We start from the raw sequence: 19,964 nt of genomic DNA on the forward strand, positions 1-19,964 counted from the left end.
ATCGGGGTGGGGCGTTCACAAAGGAGACTCAACAGATGTCAGCTCAACTGAACCAGGTAACGACACAGATCGGCACCGACCCGGATATGCAGGAAACCAAGGAGTGGCTGGACGCGCTCGAAGCCGTGCTGGAAAATGAAGGTCCGGAACGCGCGCATTACCTGATGGAGCGCATGGTTGACCTGGCCCGCCGCCGCGGCGCCCAGATCCCGTTCTCCAGCACCACCGCCTACGTCAATACCATCCCCACCAAACAAGAAGCACACTGCCCCGGCAACCTGGAATACGAAGAGCGCCTGCGTTCGTGGATGCGCTGGAACGCCATGGCCATGGTGGTCAAGGCCAACCGCGCCGACGGCGACCTGGGCGGCCACTTGTCCTCGTTCGCGTCGCTGGCGAACATGCTGGGCATCGGTTTCAACCATTTCTGGCACGCGCCGACGGCCGACCACGGCGGCGACCTGCTGTACATCCAGGGCCACTCCTCGCCCGGCGTCTACGCGCGCGCCTTCCTCGAAGGCCGCTTGACGGAAGAGCAAATGCTGAACTTCCGCAAGGAAGTCGACGGCAAGGGCCTGTCCTCGTACCCGCATCCGAAGCTGATGCCTGACTTCTGGCAGTTCCCGACCGTGTCGATGGGCCTGGGCCCGCACATGGCGATCTACCAGGCGCGTTTCCTGAAATACCTGCACGCACGCGGCATCGCCAAGACCGACAACCGCAAGATCTGGGCCTTCTGCGGCGATGGCGAGATGGACGAGCCGGAGTCCTTGGGCGCGATCGGCCTGGCCGCACGCGACATGCTCGACAACCTGGTCATCGTGGTCAACTGCAACCTGCAGCGCCTGGACGGCCCGGTACGCGGCAACACCAAGATCATCCAGGAACTGGAAGGCGAATTCCGTGGCGCGGGCTGGAACGTCGTCAAGGTCATCTGGGGCCCGGGCTGGGACGCCCTGCTGGCGCAAGATAAAGAAGGCATCCTGCAGCGCGTGATGATGGAAACCGTCGACGGCGAATACCAGAACTACAAGGCGAAAGACGGCGCCTACGTGCGCAAGCACTTCTTCGGCAAGCATCCGAAGCTGCTGGAAATGGTTGCCAACATGACGGACGACGACATCTGGCGCCTGACCCGTGGCGGCCACGATCCGCACAAGATCTACGCGGCCTTCAAGATCGCCCAGGAACACAAGGGCCAGCCGACCGTCCTGCTGGTGAAGACCATCAAGGGCTACGGCATGGGCAAGTCGGGCGAAGCGCGCAACACGGCGCACCAGACGAAAAAACTGGACGACGAAGCCATCCGCGAAATGCGCGACCGCTTCTCGCTGCCTATCCCTGACGACAAGCTGGCCGACATCCCGTTCTTCAAGCCGGCCGACGACGCGCCGGAAATGGTCTACCTGCACGAGCGCCGCAAGGCCCTGGGCGGCTACCTGCCGCAGCGCCGCCAGAAAGCGGAAGAAACCCTGCCCGTGCCTGGCCTGGACGCGTTCAAGAACGTGCTGGAAGCCACGCCTGAAGGCCGCGAAATCTCGACCACGCAAGCGTTCGTGCGCGTCATTTCGACCCTGCTGAAAGACCCGAACCTGGGCCAGCGCGTCGTGCCTATCCTGGTCGATGAATCGCGTACCTTCGGCATGGAAGGCCTGTTCCGCCAGATCGGCATCTACAATCCGAAAGGCCAGTTGTACGAGCCGGTCGACAAGGACCAGGTCATGTACTACCGCGAAGACAAGGCAGGCCAGATCCTGCAGGAAGGCATCAACGAAGCGGGCGGCATGAGCTCGTGGATCGCCGCGGCGACGTCGTATTCGACCAACGACCGCATCATGATCCCGTTCTACACCTTCTACTCGATGTTCGGCTTCCAGCGCATCGGCGACCAGGTATGGGCTTCGGCCGACATGCGCGCCCGCGGCTTCCTGATGGGCGGCACGGCCGGCCGTACGACCCTGAACGGCGAAGGCTTGCAGCACGAAGATGGCCACAGCCATATCTTCGCCGCGACCATCCCGACCTGCATGCCGTACGACCCGACCTTCAGCCATGAAGTCGCCGTCATCATCCAGGACGGCCTGCGCCGCATGATCGCCAACCAGGAAGATGTGTTCTACTACATCACGATCATGAACGAGAACTACGCCCAGCCAGGCATCAAGCCGGGCCAGGAAGAAGGCATCCTGAAAGGCATGTACAAGCTGCAGGAAGGCAAGGCTGACGCCAAGCTGCGCGTACAGCTGATCGGTTGCGGCACCATCCTGCGCGAATCGATCTTCGCCGCCGAATTGCTGGAAAACGACTGGGGCGTGGCCGCGGACGTATGGTCGGCGCCGTCGCTGACCCTGGTGGCTCGCGATGGCCAGGATGCGGAACGCTGGAACATGGTCAACCCGTCGAAACAGCAGCGCGTGCCGTACGTGACGTCGCTGATGCAGGACACGGATGGCCCGATCGTCGCCACGACCGACTACATGCGCGCATTTGCAGAACAGATCCGCGCCTTCATGCCGAAGGGCCGCACCTACAAAGTGCTCGGTACCGATGGCTTTGGCCGCTCGGACAGCCGCGCCAAGCTGCGCGAGTTCTTCGAAGTGAACCGTTATTATGTCACCGTGGCCGCGCTCAAATCGCTGGCTGACGAAGGCAAGATCGACGTGTCGGTGGTGGAGCAGGCGATTGCCAAGTACGGCATCGACGCGAACAAACCGAATCCGGTGACCCAGTAATCGTTGTGCGGACCCGATGATGCCAGGGCGGTGCGAAAGTGCCGCCCTGGCGTGTGTGCGGGTCCATCTGACAAATAAAATAACGGAGCAAGCTATGAGCATTGTGGAAGTCAAAGTCCCGGATATCGGCGATTTCAAGGAAGTCGAGATCATTGAACTGATGGTCAAGCCAGGCGACACGGTCAAGGTCGACCAGTCCCTCATCACCGTCGAATCGGACAAGGCCAGCATGGAAATTCCATCGAGCCACGCCGGTGTCGTCAAGGAATTGAAGGTCAACGTGGGCGACAAGATCGCCGAAGGTTCGCTGGTCCTGCTGCTGGAAGTGGCGGACGACGCCTCGGCCCCTGCGCCAGCCGCCGCTGCCGCCCCGGCACCTGCCGCTGAAGCCGCCCCCGCCGCCGCTCCTGCGGCCGCGCCGGCCCCTGCCGCCCCTGCCGGCGCGCCGGCCCTGGTCGACGTGACCGTGCCCGATATCGGCGACTTCAAGGAAGTCGAAGTCATCGAATTGATGGTCAAGGTCGGCGACACGATCAAGGTCGACCAGTCGCTGCTGACGGTCGAATCGGACAAGGCCAGCATGGAAATCCCATCGAGCCACGCCGGTGTCGTCAAGGAATTGAAGGTCAAGGTCGGCGACAAGGTCGCCAAGGGTAGTCTGGTGCTGGTCGTGGAAACGACCGGTGGCGCTGCCGCTCCAGCAGCAGCCCCTGCCGCCGCGCCTGCACCGGCCGCGCAAGCTGCCGCCGCACCAGCCGCCGCCGTCGCTTCGGCGCCGGTCGCCGCTGCTGCCCCGGCAACTGCCGCCGCGCCTGCCGTGAACGGCAAGCTGGCGCACGCGTCGCCATCGATCCGCAAGTTCGCGCGCGAACTGGGCGTGGACCTGGCCCGCGTGGGCGGTTCCGGTCCGAAGGGCCGCATCACCCAGGAAGACGTGCAGAACTTCGTCAAGGGCGTGATGTCGGGCGCCGTCGCCGCGCCTAACGCACCGGTCGCCAAGGCCGGTTCCGGCGTGGGCCTGGATCTGCTGCCATGGCCGTCGCTGGACTTCAGCAAGTTCGGCACGACCGAATTGCTGCCGCTGTCGCGCATCAAGAAAATCTCGGGTCCGAACTTGCACCGCAACTGGGTCATGATCCCGCACGTCACGCAGTTCGACGAAGCGGACGTGACGGACCTGGAAGCATTCCGCGTCGACACCAACGCGGCCAATGCGAAGAACAAGGATGCGGCCAAGCTGACCATGCTCGCCTTTGTCATCAAGGCCTCCGTCGCCGCGCTGAAGAAATTCCCCGCGTTTAACGCGTCGCTCGATGCCAAGGGCGAGAACCTGATCCTCAAGCAGTACTACAACATCGGCTTCGCTGCCGACACGCCGAATGGCCTGGTGGTACCGGTGATCAAGGGCGCGGACCAGAAGTCGGTCTCGCAGATCGCCCGCGAAATGACGGAACTGTCGCTGCAGGCACGCGAAGGCAAGCTGAAACCGGCCGACATGCAGGGCGCCAGCTTCACGATTTCGTCCCTGGGCGGCATCGGCGGCACGCACTTCACGCCTATCGTCAATGCGCCGGAAGTGGCGATTCTGGGTCTGTCGAAAGCCTCGATCAAGCCGGTATGGGATGGCAAGGCCTTCCAGCCACGCCTGATGATGGGCACCTCGCTGTCCTACGACCACCGCGTGGTCGATGGCGCGATGGGCGCGCGATTCTCCGTGTACCTCGGCGAAGTCCTGGCCGACATGCGCAAAATTCTGCTGTAAGGAGCGATTGATGAGCACAGTAGAGGTAAAAGTACCGAATATCGGCGACTTCAAGGAAGTCGAAGTCATCGAACTGATGGTCAAGGTGGGCGACACCATCAAGGTGGACCAGTCCCTGATCACGGTCGAATCGGACAAGGCCAGCATGGAGATTCCGTCGACCCACGCGGGCGTCGTCAAGGAGGTCAAGGTCAAGGTCGGCGACAAGATCGCCGAAGGCAGCGCGCTGCTGGTGGTGGAAGCGGCTGAAGGCGCGGCCGCTGCCGCGCCAGCTGCCGCTCCTGCGCCGGCGGCAGCCGCTCCGGCAGCCGCTCCGGCAGCCGCGGCAGCGCCAGCACCTGCGGCCGTTGCCGCCATCCCGGCCGGCAATTACAGCGGCCAGGTCGACATCGACGTCGACATGATGGTATTGGGCGGCGGTCCTGGCGGCTACTCGGCGGCGTTCCGCGCGGCCGACCTGGGCATGTCGACGGTCATCGTCGAGCGCTACGCCACCCTGGGCGGCGTGTGCCTGAACGTGGGCTGCATCCCGTCGAAGGCGCTGCTGCACGTGGCATCCGTCATCGATGAAACGGCGCACATGTCCAACACGGGCGTGACGTTCGCCAAGCCGACGATCGACATCGACCAGGTACGCAAGTACAAGGAAGGCGTGATCTCGAACATGACGGGCGGCCTGGCCGGCATGGCCAAGGCACGCAAGACGCAAGTCGTCACCGGCGTGGGCCAGTTCCTCTCCGCGAACCACATCGAAGTGACGGCAGGCGACGGTTCTAAAAAGGTCGTGCAGTTCAAGCAGGCGATCATCGCCGCCGGTTCGTCCGTGGTGAAACTGCCCTTCGTGCCGGAAGACCCGCGCATCGTCGATTCGACGGGTGCGCTGGAACTGCGCCAGATCCCGAAACGCATGCTGGTCATCGGCGGCGGCATCATCGGCCTGGAAATGGCGACCGTGTACTCCACGTTTGGCGCGCGCATCGACGTGGTCGAAATGATGGATGGCCTGATGCAGGGCGCAGACCGCGACGCCGTCAAGGTGTGGCAGAAGTTCAACGAGAAGCGCTTCGACAACATCATGACCAAGACCAAGACGGTCGCCGTCGAGGCGTTGCCGGAAGGCATCAAGGTCACGTTCGAAGCGGCCGAAGCGGGCGCCACGGCACCGGCGCCGCAAGTCTACGACCTGGTGCTCGTCGCCGTGGGCCGCAGCCCGAACGGCAAGAAGATCGCTGCCGACAAGGCCGGCGTGAACGTCACCGACCGCGGCTTCATCGAAGTCGACAGCCAGATGCGCACCAACGTGCCGAACATCTTCGCCATCGGCGATCTGGTTGGCCAGCCGATGCTGGCGCACAAGGCCGTGCATGAAGCCCACGTGGCCGCCGAAGCGGCTTCCGGCCAGAAGTCGCACTTCGACGTCAAGGTGATCCCGTCGGTCGCCTACACGGATCCGGAAGTGGCATGGGCCGGCATCACGGAAGACGAAGCGAAAGCCAAGGGCATCAAGGTCGAGAAGGGCCACTTCCCGTGGGCAGCTTCCGGCCGCGCCGTGGCCAACGGCCGCGCCGAAGGCTTCACCAAGCTGCTGTTCGACGCGGAAACGCACCGCATCATCGGCGGCACCATCGTCGGCACGCATGCGGGCGACATGATCGGTGAAATCGCGCTGGCCATCGAAATGGGCTGCGACGGCACGGACATCGGCAAGACCATCCACCCGCACCCGACTCTGGGCGAGTCGATCGGCATGGCAGCCGAAGTGTACGAAGGCGTGTGCACGGACTTGCCGCCGCCGCGCAAACGCTGATGTTGTAGCGCTGTGTCGCAACACTAAAAACCCCGCAAGCGATTGCGGGGTTTTTTATTGGAGCCGCTTACCACCCGTACCCGACCCTGGGCGAGTCGATCGGCAGCTTGGCAAAAGCGCGCCGACGTGTACGAAGGCGTGTGCACGGACTTGCCGCCGCCGCGCAAGCGCTGATGTTGTAGCGCGTGACACTCAAAACCCCGCAAGCGATTGCGGGGTTTTTTATTGGAGCCGCTTACCACCCGTACCCGACCCTGGGCGAGTCGATCGGCAGCTTGGCAAAAGCGCGCCGACGTGTGCGAAGGCGTGTGCACGGACTTGCCGCCGCCGCGCAAGCGCTGATAAAAAATTAACTTTCAGTACAAAAAAACCGGGACCTGTTCCCGGTTTTTTTATTTCCCTTGACCTGCAGCGTGGTAAAACGTGGCGCGGCGGTGCCATGTGGAAATTGGTGAGTATTGCCGTATGGAAAAAATGGCAGAATGGCGGTCTGTAACCATGTTTTGCTTCCATCGAAGCGTGTGATTTTTCCAGGAATGTTGCCAGCGTGGGTTAGGGTCAAGTTCCGCTGTACTGAGAAGGTTTTGCAACGATGAAAAAATTTACCGCCCTTCATATCGCCGATGTCCGTTTGCGCCGGGCTGATGAGCAAGAGCAAGCCGTGATGCTGCATGCCTTGTACCAGGATGTGGCCGCTATCCTGGCGGCGGGCAAGAGGATCGATGCGATTTTCTTCACGGGCCAGCTGGTGGCGCCGGACGCCTGTGCCGGCACGACGCCCGTGTACGTCTACGAATACTTCCTGCGCCCCTTGCTGCAGGCGGCCAGCTTGCCCGGCGCGCGTTTCTATCTGGTGCCGGGCAGCCGCGCGCAGGGTGTCGCGGCTGCGGCGCTGGGCAATGCCGGCTTCAGCTTTTTCTCCGCCGATGAGCACGCCAGTGCCGAGCAGCGCGCGCACTACAAGAATATCCACGCCGTGTTCCATGGCCACCAGCATACGGGCGATGCCAGTTCGCTGATGAAGTCGCTGGGCATCCTGTTCAAGAGCAATCCCGGCAGCCTGTACGGTGCTCAGGGCCAGATGGCGGCGTATGCGGTGCTCGAATTCGGCACGGGCGAGGCCGATGACGGCAGTGCAGGCAAGCAGTGGAAGGTGTCCCTGCGCGAGTTCGACGACGTGAGCAAGAACTTCGCCCTGTCGGTGCTGTACACGCCGAACGGCCAGGAAACGGGACAGATGGACGCCGAGTATGTGTTTGCCACCTTGCTGCCGCGGCTGGCAGGCGAGCGCGCCTATCTCGATGGCTTGCTGGGCACGGCGGGCGCGCAGCGGCGCGAGGCCGGCGGCGTCGCTGCCGACGCGCGCGAATTCCTGATCGAGCTGGCGTTCGTGATGTTCGAAGCCAAGAGCGTGTTCCTCAACGAGGCGGAACTCGAGCGTTTTGCCAGCGACTATTGTGGCGTGAAGGGCTGGGACATGGCGGCCGGGGATTGGCTGGCGCCGCTGTATGCGCATGGCTTGCTGCTGCGGGCCGATGGCCAGGTGGCGTTTTCCTTCGATTACTTCCGCACGTATTTCCTGGCGCAGCGCTTTGAAACCTCGTTCGACCTGATGCGCTATGGCCCGGACCGCTACGATGGAAGTGAGTCTTCACTCAGTGTTGATGGCGCGTCGGCGGCCCAGCCTTTCCTGCGAGCGCTGGGCTTGAACGAAGAACAGGCCGAAGCGGCGCTGCCGGAAGACTGCAGCCGCCCTGGCTGACTTCCGCGGCCAGCCGTCCCGCGTCAGTCCGCCAGCGGCTGGCGCAGGGTGCCGCGCAGGAACAGGTCCAGGCTGACCGCCACCTTGGCGCGCAATTGCGCCACATCGGGCTGCGCCTGTGGCGGAAACAGCAGGCGCGACATCTGGTCGCCCAGCAGGCAATTGAGCAGGTGCAGCGCCAGCATGGAGGGCGTCAGCTCCGCGCGAAACAGTGGTGCGATGTCGGGGCGGCTGAAAAACTTGGTCAGCATCTCGCGCGTCTGTCCCGGTCCCACCTTGTAAAACGTTTCCGCCAGTTCCGGATGCGTGGCCGCTTCAGCCACCACCATGCGATTGAGGCGGATCGCCGCCGGCATGGTCACCAGTTGCACGAACAGCAGGCCGAACTCGCTCAAAATGGTGGGCAGGGGGCGCATATCCGTTTCCAGCGCCGGCATGGTCGAGAAGTAGGCGGCGCGGCGCAATTCCACGACGGCATTGAACAAGCCCGACTTGCCGCCAAATTTCACATAAATCGTGCGCACGGCCACATGGGCTTCGCGGGCGATCATTTCCAGGCTGACCTTCCCATACCCTTTTTCCAGAAACAGGCAGCCTGCCGTGTGCAGCAGGTTTTCCATGCGCGCTTCCATGTCGGCCGCGCGCGGGCGGCCGGCTGGCTTGCCGCAGCAGGAAAGCTCCTGGGTGTCGGCGGACTCTGTATCGGTGGGCAAGGTATCGCTGAGGCCGGGATCGGACATGGTCTGGGTCTCTTTATAAGTTGGAAGGTAAGTGATGGCTCACACTGTAGTGCAAATTAAAATGAAATGCAATCGTTTCATTTCTTGACTTTAGCTTTTCTTTGCCCAATAATGAACCTATATCATTTCATTTTCGGAGCGAGTATGTCCAACCAGCCAGGCCAAGCAGAGCACAAGGTGCTGAGCGCCGTCCCACCCGCGGCCCCTGCCGCACCTTCCACGCCCGCCGCTTCCGCCAGCTCCGCACCACCGAACAACCGTGTGAAAATCATCGCCGGCCTGATCGTCCTCGTGGCGTTGGGCGCCGGCGCGCGCATGTGGTACCGCAGCCACTATTTCGTGGAAACGGAAAACGCCTATGTGGCCGGCCACGTGCATCCCGTCTCGGCGCGTATTTCCGGCGTCGTCACCAAGGTCTTCATCGATGACAATCAAATCGTGAAAGAGGGCGACGTGATCGCCGAACTCGATCCCTTCGACCAGCGCGTGAAAACCGAGCAGATCGCCGCGCAGATCGCCAGCGCCGAGCAGCAAGTGCTGCAGGCCGATGCGCAGATCGCGCAAGTGCAGGCGCAAGCGAGTGCCGCCCAGGCGCAAGTGGCGCAAGCCGATGCGCAATTGCTGCGCGCGAAACAGGATGCGGACCGTTACGGCCAGCTGTACACGAGCCAGATGAAAGCCGTCTCGAAAGCGGAACTCGATGCGGCCAACGCGGCCCGCTCGAGCGCCGTGGCCGACCTGGCCGCCCGCCGCGACAGCGCTTCGGCCGCCAAGGCGCAGATCGGCGCGGCGCAAGCCGCGCGCGACGTGGCCAAGGCACAAGTGGCCGTGCTGCGCGTGCAATTGAAGGACGCGGAACAGCAGCTGCAATACAACCGCATCCTGGCGCCCGTCGCCGGCCGCATCGGCAAGCGCAACGTGGAAACGGGCATGCGCGTGCAGCCTGGCCAGCAGTTGACGGCCATCGTGCAGGACAACGTCTGGGTCACCGCCAACTTCAAGGAAACCCAGCTGGCCGACCTGCACCGCGGCCAGAGCGTGCACGTGACCATCGACGCCATGCCGGGCAAGAAACTGGTCGGTACCGTGGACAGCTTCGCTCCTGCCTCGGGCGCGCAATTCGCGCTGCTGCCGGCCGATAATGCCACCGGCAACTTCACCAAGATCGTCCAGCGCGTGCCCGTGAAAATCGTCTTCCAGCCGGAAGACATCAAGGCCATGAATGGCCGCCTGGTGCCGGGCATGTCGGTGATCGCCGAAGTGGAAGTGAACCAGCCCGCGTCGGACAAGGCCGAGGCCCCGCGCCACGCCGCCGCTCCTGCCGCACAGAGCGCCGCCCGCTAAGCTTCCATGAGCAGCCCTTCCACCACACCGGCGGCAACGCCGGCGTTTCCCGTGATTAGCGAGAAAGTCTCCGGGCGCACCTGGCTGGCGGTCGCCGCCGGCATGCTGGGCGCCTTCATGGCGGTGCTCGACATCCAGATCACCAACTCCTCGCTCAAGGATATCCTTGGCTCGCTGTCGGCCACCCAGGAAGAGGGCTCGTGGATTTCCACGGCCTACCTGGTGGCGGAAATTATCGTCATTCCCCTCACCGCGCTGCTGGCGCGCGTGTTCGGACTGCGTACCTACATGATCGGCACCACCGCTTTCTTCCTGCTGTTTTCCACCCTGTGCGGCACGGCCTGGAACCTGGAAAGCATGATCGTCTTCCGCATGCTGCAGGGGTTCACGGGCGGCGCGCTGATACCGATGGCGTTCACCCTGGTAATGCTCAAGCTGCCGCCGTCGAAGCGCGCCGTCGGCATGGCCATCTTCGGCCTGACGGCCACCTTGGCGCCGGCCATGGGCCCGACCCTGGGCGGCTACCTCTCCGAGCTGTATGGCTGGCCCTCGATCTTCTACATCAACTGGGTGCCGGGCGTGCTGCTGATCGCCGGCATGATCTATGGCCTGGACAAGGAGCCGATGAAGCTCGAGATGTTCTGGAAGGCCGACTGGCTGGGCATCTTCTTCATGGCCCTGGGCCTGGGCTGCCTGACGATCTTCCTGGAAGAAGGCAATTCGAAGGACTGGTTCGACTCCGGTTTCATCATCACCTTCGCCGCGCTGGCCCTGACGGGCATCCTGGGCTGGGTCGTCACCAGCGCCACGCGCGCCGAGCCGTTCGTCAACCTGGGCCTGTACGGCCAGCGTAACTTTTTGGTCGCCACCGTGCTGTCGGCCGTGACGGGCATGGGCCTGTACGGCTCGGCCTTTTTGCTGCCCCTGTTCCTGGGCCAGATCGCCGGCTATTCGCCGATGCAGATCGGTGAAGTCATCATGTGGGTGGGCTTGCCGCAGCTGTTCATCATGCCGTTTGTCGCCAAGCTGTCGTCCGTGGTGGACAACCGCATCCTGTGCTCGTTCGGCCTCTTGCTGTTCGGCGGCTCGTGCATGATGAATGCCTACATGGACGCGTCCACCGGCTACGACCAGCTCTTGTGGTCGCAGGTGGTGCGCGCGCTGGGCCAGCCCTTCGTCATGCTGACCCTGTCGAACTTCGCCATGAAGGGCATCGCGCCGAAGGACATGCCGTCCGCATCGAGCCTGTTCAACATGACGCGCAACCTGGGCGGCTCGATCGGCATCGCCCTGCTGGCCACGGCCCTGAGCACCCGCGAACACTTCCACTCGCAGCGCCTGGGCGAAGCGATCAATGCGTATTCCAGCGCCACGCAGCTGCGCATCGACCAGCTGACGTCGTCGTTCATGGCCAAGGGCTATGACGCCGTCACGGCCGGCAACCAGGCCTTGCAGGCGATCGACGGCATCGTGCGCCGCGAAGCGTATGTGATGGCTTACAACGATGGCTTCTTCCTCATCGGCGCCATCCTGCTGGCCTGTATCGTGCCCCTGTGGCTGGCCGACAAACTCAAAGCTCCCGGTGGCGGTGGCGGCGGTCATTGACCGCGCACAGCGCGCACGTGCAGCACCTCAAGAACAAGAAGGTATACATCATGCAAACAGTATTGACGAAAATCGCGCTGGCCGCCTCCCTTGCCGTGGCGCTGTCCGCCTGCGGCACCGTGGGCCAGGATTTCACGGCGCCGGCAAACGTGGCCGGCATCGACAACGGCACTTTCCGCCACGGCGCGGCCGCCGCGGATGCCGCGCAGCTGCCCAAAGAGTGGTGGCGCATCTACGGCGACGCGACGCTGGACCGCCTCGAGCAAAGCGCGCTGCAGGACAATCCCAGCGTGAAGGCGGCGGGCGAGCGATTGCTGCAGGCGCTGGCGCAAAGCGGCACGGCGCGCGCCAACCAGGGCCCGAGCGTCAACGTCAGCGCGGGCATTTCGAATTCGCGCACCTCGGCCAACACTTCGCAGGGCCTGGCCCTGGGCAACCGCTCGATCAGCGGCAATAACTTCTCCGTGGGCGGCTCGCTGTCATATGAAGTCGACTTGCTGGGCCGCGTGAAGCGCCTGGTCGAAGCGGCGGACGCGCAGGCGCTGGCGGCGCAGGCGGACCGCGACGGCGTGCTGCTGATGCTGTCGTCGCAAGTGGCCAGCAATTACTGGCAGCTGCGCGGACTGGACGCGGAAATGGCGATCCTGAATGGCGCGCTGGACACGCGCCGCGAGTCGGCGCAGCTGGTCGAGGCGCGTTTCAACGCGGGCCTGACGAATGAGCTGGACCTGGCGCGCGCGAAGGTCGAACTGTCGAACGCGCAGGCCGACCTGCATGAAGTCAAGCGCCAGCGCAACCAGCTGGAAAACAGCCTGGCCACCCTGACGGGCAAGCCGCCGTCGGCGCTGCAATTGCCGGTGGCGGCCGATCCGTCGATCTTGCCGCTGCCGCCCGCCATCCCTGTCGGCTTGCCGGCCAGCCTGCTGGCGCACCGTCCGGACCTCGTTTCCAGCGTGGCGGGCCTGCGCGCGGCGAACGCCCAAGTGGGCGTGGCCGAAGGCGCGTTTTACCCGTCGCTGCAATTGACGGGCAATTTCGGCTATGCCTCGGAAAAACTGCGCGACCTGGCGCAGGGCGGTTCGCGCCAGTTCAGCTTTGGCCCGCTGGCCCTGTCCCTGCCTATCTTCGACGGCGGCCGCAACCAGGCCAATCTGGACCTGTCCAAGGCGCGCTATGCGGAAGCCGTGGCGAACCATGAAACGAAACTGCTGACGGCCTTGCGCGAAGTGGAAGACGCGTTGTCCGACGTGGAGCAGCGCCAGTTGCAGGGCGATGCACAAGCCCTGTCGCAGGCAGCGGCGGCGCGCGCCTACCTGGTGGCGCGCACGCGCTACGAGCGCGGCATCTCGACCTATCTCGACGTCACCGATGCCCAGCGCAGCTCGCTGGCAGCGGACCGCGCCGCCGCGCAGATCAAGACCCAGCGCCTGCTGGCGACGGTCGCCGTGGCCCGCTCGCTGGGTGCTGGCTGGCAGCCGGACGGCGAGCTGGCCAAGCTGGCGTCGGCACCCGCCGCAAAGGCCAATTAAGTACGACGGTTACGTGAGCGTGGCCGGTGGCGGTGTCGCCGCCGGCCCGTAGCGTTCCAGCAGAAAATCGATGAAGGTGGTCAGCTTCGGCGTGGGCTGGCGGTCGCGCGCATACACGAGGTGCATGGGGCGCGGCGCCGGCACGTAGTCGGCCAGCAGCGGCACCAGCCTGCCGGCGGCGATATCGCCCGCCATCAGGATCTCCGCCTGCATGACGATGCCGAAGCCGTGCAGGGCCGCCACGCGCAGCGCCTGACCATTGTTCGAGCGGAAGCGGCTTTCGCGCACGGGGCTGCCGTCATCGTCGCCGCTCCTGGCCAGGCGCCAGCGCACGTGGCGCGTCCATTGCATGAAGTCCAGGCATTCGTGGCGGGCCAGGTCGGCCGGCGTGCGCGGCGTGCCGTGTCTGGCCAGGTAGGCGGGCGCGGCGCAGATCACCATCGCATACGGTCGCAGCACGCGTGCCACCATGGCGGAATCCTCCAGCTTGCCGATGCGGATGGCCGCATCGAATCCTTCCTCCACCAGGTCCACCGTCCTGTCGTTCAGGTTCAATTCCAGGCTCACTTCCGGATACGCATCGAGGTAGTCGGCCATCAGCGGCGCGATGCACTCGCTGCCGAAGGACACGGGCGCCGTGATTTTCAGCTTGCCGCGCGGCGCCGCGCGCATGGCTTCCGCCCCCCGTTCCGCCGCATGGATGCTGGCCAGGATCTGGCGGCACTGTTCCGCATACTGCTGGCCGATTTCCGTCAGGCTTTGCCGCCGCGTGGTGCGCGCCAGCAGCCGCGCGCCCAGCCGCTCTTCCAGGTATTTGATGTGCTTGCCCACCATCACGGGCGAAATCTGGAACGCCTCGGCGGCAGCCGTGAAACTGCCCGCATCGACGACGGCGACAAAAATCTCCATGCTGCGCAATTTATCCATGACGTCCCGATTGTAAACTATAGATTAGTAATCTTGTAAATTCTAGCGTATTTATTCCTTTTTGTAAGCGGCGCATACTGGCTCCATCGTTCAACAGCAGACAAGGACAGCATCATGAAAATCGTCATCATCGGCGCCAGCGGCACCATCGGCACGGCCGTCGCGGCCCAACTGGCGCAACGCCATGAAATCATCGAAGTGGGTAGCCGCAGCGGCACGCACCAGGCCGACATGGGCGACATCGCGCAAGTGCGCGCCCTGTTCAAGCGCATCGGCAAGGTCGACGCTGTCGTCGTGACCGCCGGCAAGCTGCATTTCGGCCCGCTGAGCGAATTTACTCCTGAACAATTCCGCCTGGGCCTGGACAGCAAGCTGATGGGCCAGGTCAATGTGGCGCTGGTGGCGCAGGAATACCTGAACGACGGCGGTTCGATTACCTTGACCAGCGGCATCGTGGCCGACCAGCCGATCCGCTTCGGCACGGCCGCCACCATGACCAACGCGGCCGTGGAAGGTTTCGTGCGGGGCGCCGCCATTGAATTGCAGCGCGGCGTGCGCATCAATGTCGTCAGCCCCACGGTGCTGGCCGAGTCGCTGGAATCGTACGGCCCCTTCTTCTACGGCTTCGAGCCGGCCGCCGCCAGCCGCGTGGCCCTCGCCTACAGCCGCAGCGTGGAAGGGGCGCAGACGGGGCAGGTGTACAAGGTCTGGTAAGCCGCTTGCCATGCCATGGGGGCAGGTGGGACAATCGCAGGCTGAGCAAGAAAGCGGTAGCGCGCCATCCGCGCCAGCCGCGTCTGAGAAAAATCCAACCGAGACCTCCATGAAAAAACTCCTGATTCCCCTGCTGATGGCCGCCGCCGTCGGCAGCGCCTGCGCCGCAACGCCAGCCACCTCGGCCACCGCGCAACAACTGACGGCCATGAGCGCCCGTTACGCACCCGTCGCGCTGACGGCCGACGTCACCCACCTGTCCGCAGGCGACCGCCAGGCCATCGCCAAGCTGGTCGAGGCGGCCAAGCTGGTCGACGTGCTGCAGCTGCGCCAGCGCTGGTCCGGCAATGAAGCGCTGTGGGCGGCCTTGAAGAAGGACAAGTCGGCCCTGGGCCAGGCCCGCCTGAATTATTTCTGGATCAACAAGGGGCCATGGTCGGTGCTCGACGCGCACGCCTCGTTCATGCCGGCCAGCTATGCGGGCATCGCCATCCCCGCGCACAAGCCGGAAGCGGGCAACTTCTATCCGCAGGGCGCCACCAAGGCCAGCCTGGAAACGTGGATGAACGGCTTGCCGGCGGACGACAAGCAGCAGGCGCAATGGTTTTTTACCACCATCCGCGCGGGCAAGGATGGCAAGTACCAGACCGTCAAGTATTCGGACGAATACAAGGTGGAGCTGAAACAGCTGGCCAAATTGCTCGACGAAGCGGCGGCCGCCACGGACAACGCATCGCTGAAGAAATTCCTGACCTTGCGCGCCAAGGCTTTCCTCGACAACGACTATCTACCGTCCGACTTCGCCTGGATGGACCTCGATTCGCCCGTCGACATCACCATCGGCCCATATGAAACGTACAACGATGAACTGTTCGGCTACAAGGCCGCGTTCGAAGCCTACGTGAACATCCGCGACCAGGCCGAGACGCAAAAGCTCAATTTCTTCGCCAAGCACATGCAGGAGCTGGAAGACAACCTGCCGCTCGACGCCCGGTACCGCAACCCGAAAGTGGGCGCGCTGGCGCCGATGGTGGTGGTCAACCAGGTATATGGCGCCGGCGACGGCAATATGGCCGTGCAGACGGCCGCCTACAACTTGCCCAATGACGAGCGCATCATCAGCACGCGCGGCTCGAAGCGCGTGATGCTGAAGAACGTGCAGGAAGCCAAGTTCAAGGCCACCCTGACGCCGATCTCCAAGTTGGTGCTCACGCCCGAAGCGCAGCAGGACGTCGATTTCAATTCCTTCTTCACGCACATCCTCGCGCATGAAATCATGCACGGCCTGGGCCCGCACGCAACCGTGGTCGACGGCAAGGCTTCCACGCCGCGCCAGGACTTGAAGGAAGCGTATTCCACCATCGAGGAAGCCAAGGCCGACATCACGGGCCTGTTCGCGCTGCGCTACATGATGGACAAGGGCCAGCTCAACGATACCCTGGGCCAGGGCGAGGCGGCCGAGCGCAAGCTGTACAACACTTTCCTCGCCTCCGGTTTCCGCACGCTGCATTTCGGCCTGACGGATTCGCACGCGCGCGGCATGGCCATCCAGATGAATTACATCCTCGACAAGGGCGGTTTTGTCTCGCTGGGCGATGGCAAGTTCGGCGTCGATTTCGGCAAGATCAAGCAGGCCGTGATCGACCTGGACCGTGAATTCCTGACCATCGAGGCGACGGGCGACTATGCGCGCGCGCAAGCGATGATGACGAAATACGTGGTCATCCGCCCTGAGGTGCAGGTGGCGCTCGACAAGATGAAGGCCGTGCCCAACGATATCCGTCCGGAATTCGTCACGGCCCGCGCGCTGGACAAGGCGGTGAAGAAATAAACCCGATGCCGTATTGGCAGAGTGAAAAGCCGGCGCTGCTGCGCCGGTTTTTTTTCGTCTTTATTTGTGAAAAGTTGCCAGTTTTTCCTTGTGGAAATATCTGCGCCGCTTACCCTGCAATGGTCAATCCGCTTTTCTTCCCGCCGATCCCATGCCCAATCCGCTCTTGCTGATGAGCTTGCTCATCGCTTTCTCTCCTTTGCCTGCCGTGGCTGCCGCCCAGCTCACCGAACTGGAAACCCGTTGGTTGCAGGCGGGAAAAACCGTCATCGATTACGCACGTACGCAGGGCTTGCCCATCGATATCATCGTGCAGCCGCAGGATGCGCCCGGTGCCGTGCCGCTGGCGCTGGGCTACGAAGGGGGGCGCTGCAAGCTGGTGCTGTCCTTGCGCGGCAATGCGCAGGCGGACAGTGTCTTGCAGGGCGTGCCGGCCGCGGGCCGCGGCTTGATGATCGAAGCGATGACGGCGCATGAGATCGGACATTGCCGGCGCTATGCACAGGGCGACTGGCACGCCTTGCCACGCGGCTTTGTCGAGCCGCGCAGCGTGCAGCGCGGCCAGTTGACACCGCTGGCGCGGGAGCTGCGCGAGACGCGCCGCGAAGAAGGGTACGCGGACCTGGTGGCCCTGGCCTGGATGCATGGACGCTACCCCGGGCAGTATCAGGATGTGCTGGCCTGGATGCGCCGCGTGCGCGCCGGCGGCGATGGCGCGGGCGGTTCGCACGCCACGCAAGGCTGGCTGGCGCTGGCCGATGGCGCAGGTGCATTTGATGGGGCCGTTTCACCATTTGAACAGGCGCAAGTATTGTGGCGGATGGGTTTGAGCGGCGACAAATAAACGGTGATTTTTAGGAGAATGGCCTGTCAGCGTGTGCTGTCGCACGGAGCTTTGCGCACGGCAGGGGTCTAATCTGGGCATCAACTAACCAGAGAGGAACCATCATGAACAAAATGATCGCACTCATGCTGGCCGCCAGTGCCAGCGCCCTGCTTGCCGCCGCGCCCGCGTATGCGCAGGATGCCTCGTACAAGAGTTTGACGGACAAGGCATCGGCCGACTATAAGCAGGCCAAGGCCGCCTGCGACAGTAAAAGCGGCAACGCGAAAAAAGTCTGCGTGGAAGAGGCCAGGGTAGCGCGCGCCAAGGCCGATTCGGACGCCGTGGCGCAATACCGCAACACGCCGCGCGAGCTGACCAAGGCCCGCAAGGATGTTGCCAATGCCGAATATGACTTGGCCAAGGCCAAGTGCGGCGACCGCACGGGCGCCGACAAAACCACGTGCATGAACGATGCCAAGGCGGCGAAAACGGCCGCGCTGGCCGACGCCAATACGGGGGCCAAGGCTGGCACCAACGTGGCGCAGAATCCGCCCGCCACCACGAAGGAGAATTGCGACGCCATGGATGCGACGGCCAAGGCCGCCTGTGTGGCGCGCAATGCGGCCGGCAGCACCAAGACGGCCGTGGCCGACTCCGTCATCACCACCAAGATCAAGGCGGATCTCGTCAAGGACAATGACTTGAAAGCGCTCGACGTGCACGTGGAAACGGTCAACGGCGTCGTCATGCTCAGCGGCTTCGTGCCTTCCCAGGAGCAAGTCAAGAAAGCCGCCGACCTGGCCCGTGGCGTGGAAGGCGTGAAAGACGTGAAGAATGGCTTGAAGGTGAAGTAAGCGCACTGTGTACAAGCATTGACACAGGAACTGGAGCCGCATGTCGAGGGTGTGTGGCTCCAGTTTTTTTTGCTTGTATAAATTATGGACGTAATATAACATGGAAAATCTGGCCGGCGAGTGGTGCTCGGCATCCACTTTTTCTCATGAGGACGGCATGCTTTCTCTTCCCTTTTCGCAATGGCTGGCGCGGCGCGGCATCCACTTTGCCTGGGTCATCGTCGCCATTACTTTCCTCACGGCCCTGACGTCATCGGCCGCGCTGGGCTTGCCGGGCGCGCTGATGCAGCCCCTGAGCCGCGAATTCGGCTGGGATGCCGAGCAGATTTCCTCCGCGCTGGCCGTGCGCTTCGTGCTGTTCGGTTTGATGGGGCCGTTTGCCGCCATCCTGATGGAGCGTTTCGGCTTGCGCAATATCATCTGCGTGGCCCTGGGCCTGATCGCTTGCGGCATGCTGCTGGCCACGCGCATGACGCAGTTCTGGCACCTGGTGGCCTTATGGGGCATCCTGCTGGGGCTGGGCTCGGGCATGACGGCGCTGGTCTTGAGCGCCGTGGTGGCCAACCGCTGGTTCGAGACGCACCGGGGCCTGGTGGTGGGCGTGCTGACGGCCAGCTCGGCCACGGGCCAGCTGCTGTTCCTCCCCGCAGGCGCCTGGCTGATCGAGCACTTCGGCTGGCGCACGGCCGTCATGCCCGTGTTTGCCAGCTGCGCCATCGTCGCCGTGCTGGCCTTCCTGTGCATGCGCAACCGGCCGCAGGACGTGGCCTTGCGGCCCTACGGCGCCGATCCGGCCACGCCGCTGACGGCGCCAGTGGCCGCAAAAATGACGTTCGCCACACCTTTTTTGATCCTGCGCAGCGTGGCTTCCAATCGTACCTTCTGGATACTGTTCGGCACCTTTTTCATTTGCGGCCTCAGCACCAACGGCCTGATCCAGACGCACTTCATTTCCCTGTGCGGCGACTCGGGCCTGTCCGCCGTGCCGGCCGCCTCCGTGCTGGCCATGATGGGCGCGTTCGACCTGTTCGGCACGATCTTGTCCGGCTGGCTGTCGGACCGCTATGACAACCGCAAACTGCTGTTCTGGTACTACGGCTTGCGGGGGCTGTCCCTGTTCTGGCTGCCGTATTCGGAATTCACCTTGTACGGCCTGTCGCTGTTCGCCATGTTCTATGGCCTCGACTGGATCGCCACCGTGCCGCCGACCGTGAAACTGGTGGGCGCCACGTTCGGCCGGGAGCGGGCGGGCATGGTGTTCGGCTGGATCTTCGCGGGCCACCAGCTGGGCGCCGCCGTGGCCGCGTACGGCGCGGGCCGCATCCGCACCCTGATGCTGACCTACAACCCGGCCCTGTTCGCGGCAGGCGCCGCCTGCCTCGTCGCCGCGTTAATGGTGCTGGCGATCCAGCAGCAGAAGGCGGCCGTGGCCGCCGTCCAGCCCGCATGAAAAAAGCCAGGCCCGCATGAGCGGCGCCTGGCTTTTTTCATTTTTTCAAGATTTCAAGAACGCCTCAGAACACGTTCAGGG

The 19,964-nt window shown here is 63.7% G+C and carries 15 protein-coding genes; 12 read left to right on the forward strand and 3 right to left on the reverse strand.

The window, feature by feature from the left end:
* Positions 1 to 35: 35 nt before the first annotated feature.
* The 3 genes from aceE to lpdA all read left to right on the forward strand — a co-directional run bounded on the left by aceE (position 36) and on the right by lpdA (position 6,301).
* Complete coding sequence (gene aceE / locus ACQ4WQ_RS01170; RefSeq protein WP_099408847.1) at positions 36 to 2,732, forward strand: pyruvate dehydrogenase (acetyl-transferring), homodimeric type; 2,697 nt, start codon at positions 36 to 38, stop codon at positions 2,730 to 2,732.
* Positions 2,733 to 2,826: 94 nt separating this feature from the next.
* The gene (aceF, locus tag ACQ4WQ_RS01175; RefSeq protein ID WP_436494136.1) at positions 2,827 to 4,494 is read left to right on the forward strand and encodes a dihydrolipoyllysine-residue acetyltransferase; all 1,668 of its coding nucleotides are present in this window, start codon (positions 2,827 to 2,829) and stop codon (positions 4,492 to 4,494) included.
* A 10-nt stretch (positions 4,495 to 4,504) separates the two neighbouring features.
* The gene (lpdA, locus tag ACQ4WQ_RS01180) at positions 4,505 to 6,301 is read left to right on the forward strand and encodes a dihydrolipoyl dehydrogenase (RefSeq protein WP_436494138.1); all 1,797 of its coding nucleotides are present in this window, start codon (positions 4,505 to 4,507) and stop codon (positions 6,299 to 6,301) included.
* 349 nt (positions 6,302 to 6,650) lie between these two features.
* On the opposite strand, the gene ACQ4WQ_RS01185 is transcribed toward lpdA, so the two are convergent.
* Positions 6,651 to 6,974, reverse strand: coding sequence for a hypothetical protein (locus ACQ4WQ_RS01185; protein WP_436494140.1), 324 nt, complete (start codon positions 6,972 to 6,974; stop codon positions 6,651 to 6,653).
* Between ACQ4WQ_RS01185 and ACQ4WQ_RS01190 the strand changes: the two genes are divergently transcribed.
* Entirely contained in the window at positions 6,963 to 8,063 is a 1,101-nt protein-coding gene (locus tag ACQ4WQ_RS01190) for a hypothetical protein (RefSeq protein ID WP_436494142.1), read from the forward strand. The two genes, ACQ4WQ_RS01185 and ACQ4WQ_RS01190, sit on opposite strands and share 12 nt — an antisense overlap.
* Before the next feature lie 23 nt (positions 8,064 to 8,086).
* Here the strand turns inward: ACQ4WQ_RS01190 and ACQ4WQ_RS01195 are convergent, their stop codons facing one another.
* Complete coding sequence (locus ACQ4WQ_RS01195) at positions 8,087 to 8,803, reverse strand: TetR/AcrR family transcriptional regulator (protein WP_436494144.1); 717 nt, start codon at positions 8,801 to 8,803, stop codon at positions 8,087 to 8,089.
* A 144-nt stretch (positions 8,804 to 8,947) separates the two neighbouring features.
* Here ACQ4WQ_RS01195 and ACQ4WQ_RS01200 point away from each other — a divergent pair, with 144 nt between their 5' ends.
* Genes ACQ4WQ_RS01200 through ACQ4WQ_RS01210 form a run of 3 tightly spaced genes read left to right on the forward strand, consistent with a single transcriptional unit; the run spans position 8,948 to position 13,281 of the window.
* Positions 8,948 to 10,147, forward strand: a complete 1,200-nt coding sequence (locus ACQ4WQ_RS01200; protein WP_326456376.1) for an HlyD family secretion protein — start codon at positions 8,948 to 8,950, stop codon at positions 10,145 to 10,147.
* Positions 10,148 to 10,153: 6 nt separating this feature from the next.
* The gene (locus ACQ4WQ_RS01205; protein WP_436494146.1) at positions 10,154 to 11,752 is read left to right on the forward strand and encodes a DHA2 family efflux MFS transporter permease subunit; all 1,599 of its coding nucleotides are present in this window, start codon (positions 10,154 to 10,156) and stop codon (positions 11,750 to 11,752) included.
* Between the two features lie 50 nt (positions 11,753 to 11,802).
* Positions 11,803 to 13,281 (forward strand): efflux transporter outer membrane subunit, encoded by a 1,479-nt coding sequence (locus tag ACQ4WQ_RS01210; RefSeq protein ID WP_436494148.1) that lies wholly within the window; start codon positions 11,803 to 11,805, stop codon positions 13,279 to 13,281.
* A 9-nt stretch (positions 13,282 to 13,290) separates the two neighbouring features.
* Here ACQ4WQ_RS01210 and ACQ4WQ_RS01215 read toward each other — a convergent pair whose 3' ends face one another.
* Positions 13,291 to 14,208, reverse strand: coding sequence for a LysR family transcriptional regulator (locus tag ACQ4WQ_RS01215; protein ID WP_230539778.1), 918 nt, complete (start codon positions 14,206 to 14,208; stop codon positions 13,291 to 13,293).
* A gap of 114 nt (positions 14,209 to 14,322) precedes the next feature.
* Between ACQ4WQ_RS01215 and ACQ4WQ_RS01220 the strand changes: the two genes are divergently transcribed.
* From ACQ4WQ_RS01220 to ACQ4WQ_RS01240, 5 genes are all read left to right on the forward strand, one after another.
* Positions 14,323 to 14,922: a short chain dehydrogenase gene (locus ACQ4WQ_RS01220; RefSeq protein WP_326456380.1), complete on the forward strand. Its 600-nt coding sequence runs from the start codon at positions 14,323 to 14,325 to the stop codon at positions 14,920 to 14,922.
* A 109-nt stretch (positions 14,923 to 15,031) separates the two neighbouring features.
* Positions 15,032 to 16,753 carry a dipeptidyl-peptidase 3 family protein gene (locus tag ACQ4WQ_RS01225; protein WP_436494151.1) on the forward strand — a complete coding sequence of 574 codons (1,722 nt, stop codon included), beginning with the start codon at positions 15,032 to 15,034 and terminating at the stop codon, positions 16,751 to 16,753.
* A gap of 151 nt (positions 16,754 to 16,904) precedes the next feature.
* Positions 16,905 to 17,597 (forward strand): hypothetical protein, encoded by a 693-nt coding sequence (locus ACQ4WQ_RS01230; RefSeq protein ID WP_436494153.1) that lies wholly within the window; start codon positions 16,905 to 16,907, stop codon positions 17,595 to 17,597.
* Positions 17,598 to 17,701: 104 nt separating this feature from the next.
* The gene (locus ACQ4WQ_RS01235) at positions 17,702 to 18,433 is read left to right on the forward strand and encodes a BON domain-containing protein (protein WP_326456383.1); all 732 of its coding nucleotides are present in this window, start codon (positions 17,702 to 17,704) and stop codon (positions 18,431 to 18,433) included.
* A 157-nt stretch (positions 18,434 to 18,590) separates the two neighbouring features.
* Positions 18,591 to 19,883 carry an MFS transporter gene (locus ACQ4WQ_RS01240; RefSeq protein ID WP_436494155.1) on the forward strand — a complete coding sequence of 431 codons (1,293 nt, stop codon included), beginning with the start codon at positions 18,591 to 18,593 and terminating at the stop codon, positions 19,881 to 19,883.
* Positions 19,884 to 19,964: the final 81 nt, after the last annotated feature.

It is taken from the genome of Janthinobacterium goodfellowi (assembly GCF_051380695.1).
Classification (GTDB): Bacteria; Pseudomonadota; Gammaproteobacteria; order Burkholderiales; family Burkholderiaceae_D; genus Janthinobacterium.

Excerpts from the sequence above, each read along its gene's own strand:
- ACQ4WQ_RS01225 (WP_436494151.1), top strand. The coding sequence starts at position 15,032 with ATGAAAAAACTCCTGATTCCCCTGCTGATGGCCGCCGCCGTCGGCAGC.
- ACQ4WQ_RS01200 (WP_326456376.1), top strand. The coding sequence starts at position 8,948 with ATGTCCAACCAGCCAGGCCAAGCAGAGCACAAGGTGCTGAGCGCCGTC.
- ACQ4WQ_RS01220 (WP_326456380.1), top strand. The coding sequence starts at position 14,323 with ATGAAAATCGTCATCATCGGCGCCAGCGGCACCATCGGCACGGCCGTC.
- lpdA (WP_436494138.1), top strand. The coding sequence starts at position 4,505 with ATGAGCACAGTAGAGGTAAAAGTACCGAATATCGGCGACTTCAAGGAA.
- ACQ4WQ_RS01210 (WP_436494148.1), top strand. The coding sequence starts at position 11,803 with ATGCAAACAGTATTGACGAAAATCGCGCTGGCCGCCTCCCTTGCCGTG.
- ACQ4WQ_RS01240 (WP_436494155.1), top strand. The coding sequence starts at position 18,591 with ATGCTTTCTCTTCCCTTTTCGCAATGGCTGGCGCGGCGCGGCATCCAC.
- aceE (WP_099408847.1), top strand. The coding sequence starts at position 36 with ATGTCAGCTCAACTGAACCAGGTAACGACACAGATCGGCACCGACCCG.
- ACQ4WQ_RS01215 (WP_230539778.1), bottom strand. The coding sequence starts at position 14,208 with ATGGATAAATTGCGCAGCATGGAGATTTTTGTCGCCGTCGTCGATGCG.
- ACQ4WQ_RS01230 (WP_436494153.1), top strand. The coding sequence starts at position 16,905 with ATGCCCAATCCGCTCTTGCTGATGAGCTTGCTCATCGCTTTCTCTCCT.
- ACQ4WQ_RS01195 (WP_436494144.1), bottom strand. The coding sequence starts at position 8,803 with ATGTCCGATCCCGGCCTCAGCGATACCTTGCCCACCGATACAGAGTCC.
- ACQ4WQ_RS01205 (WP_436494146.1), top strand. The coding sequence starts at position 10,154 with ATGAGCAGCCCTTCCACCACACCGGCGGCAACGCCGGCGTTTCCCGTG.
- aceF (WP_436494136.1), top strand. The coding sequence starts at position 2,827 with ATGAGCATTGTGGAAGTCAAAGTCCCGGATATCGGCGATTTCAAGGAA.
- ACQ4WQ_RS01185 (WP_436494140.1), bottom strand. The coding sequence starts at position 6,974 with ATGCAGCATCACGGCTTGCTCTTGCTCATCAGCCCGGCGCAAACGGAC.
- ACQ4WQ_RS01235 (WP_326456383.1), top strand. The coding sequence starts at position 17,702 with ATGAACAAAATGATCGCACTCATGCTGGCCGCCAGTGCCAGCGCCCTG.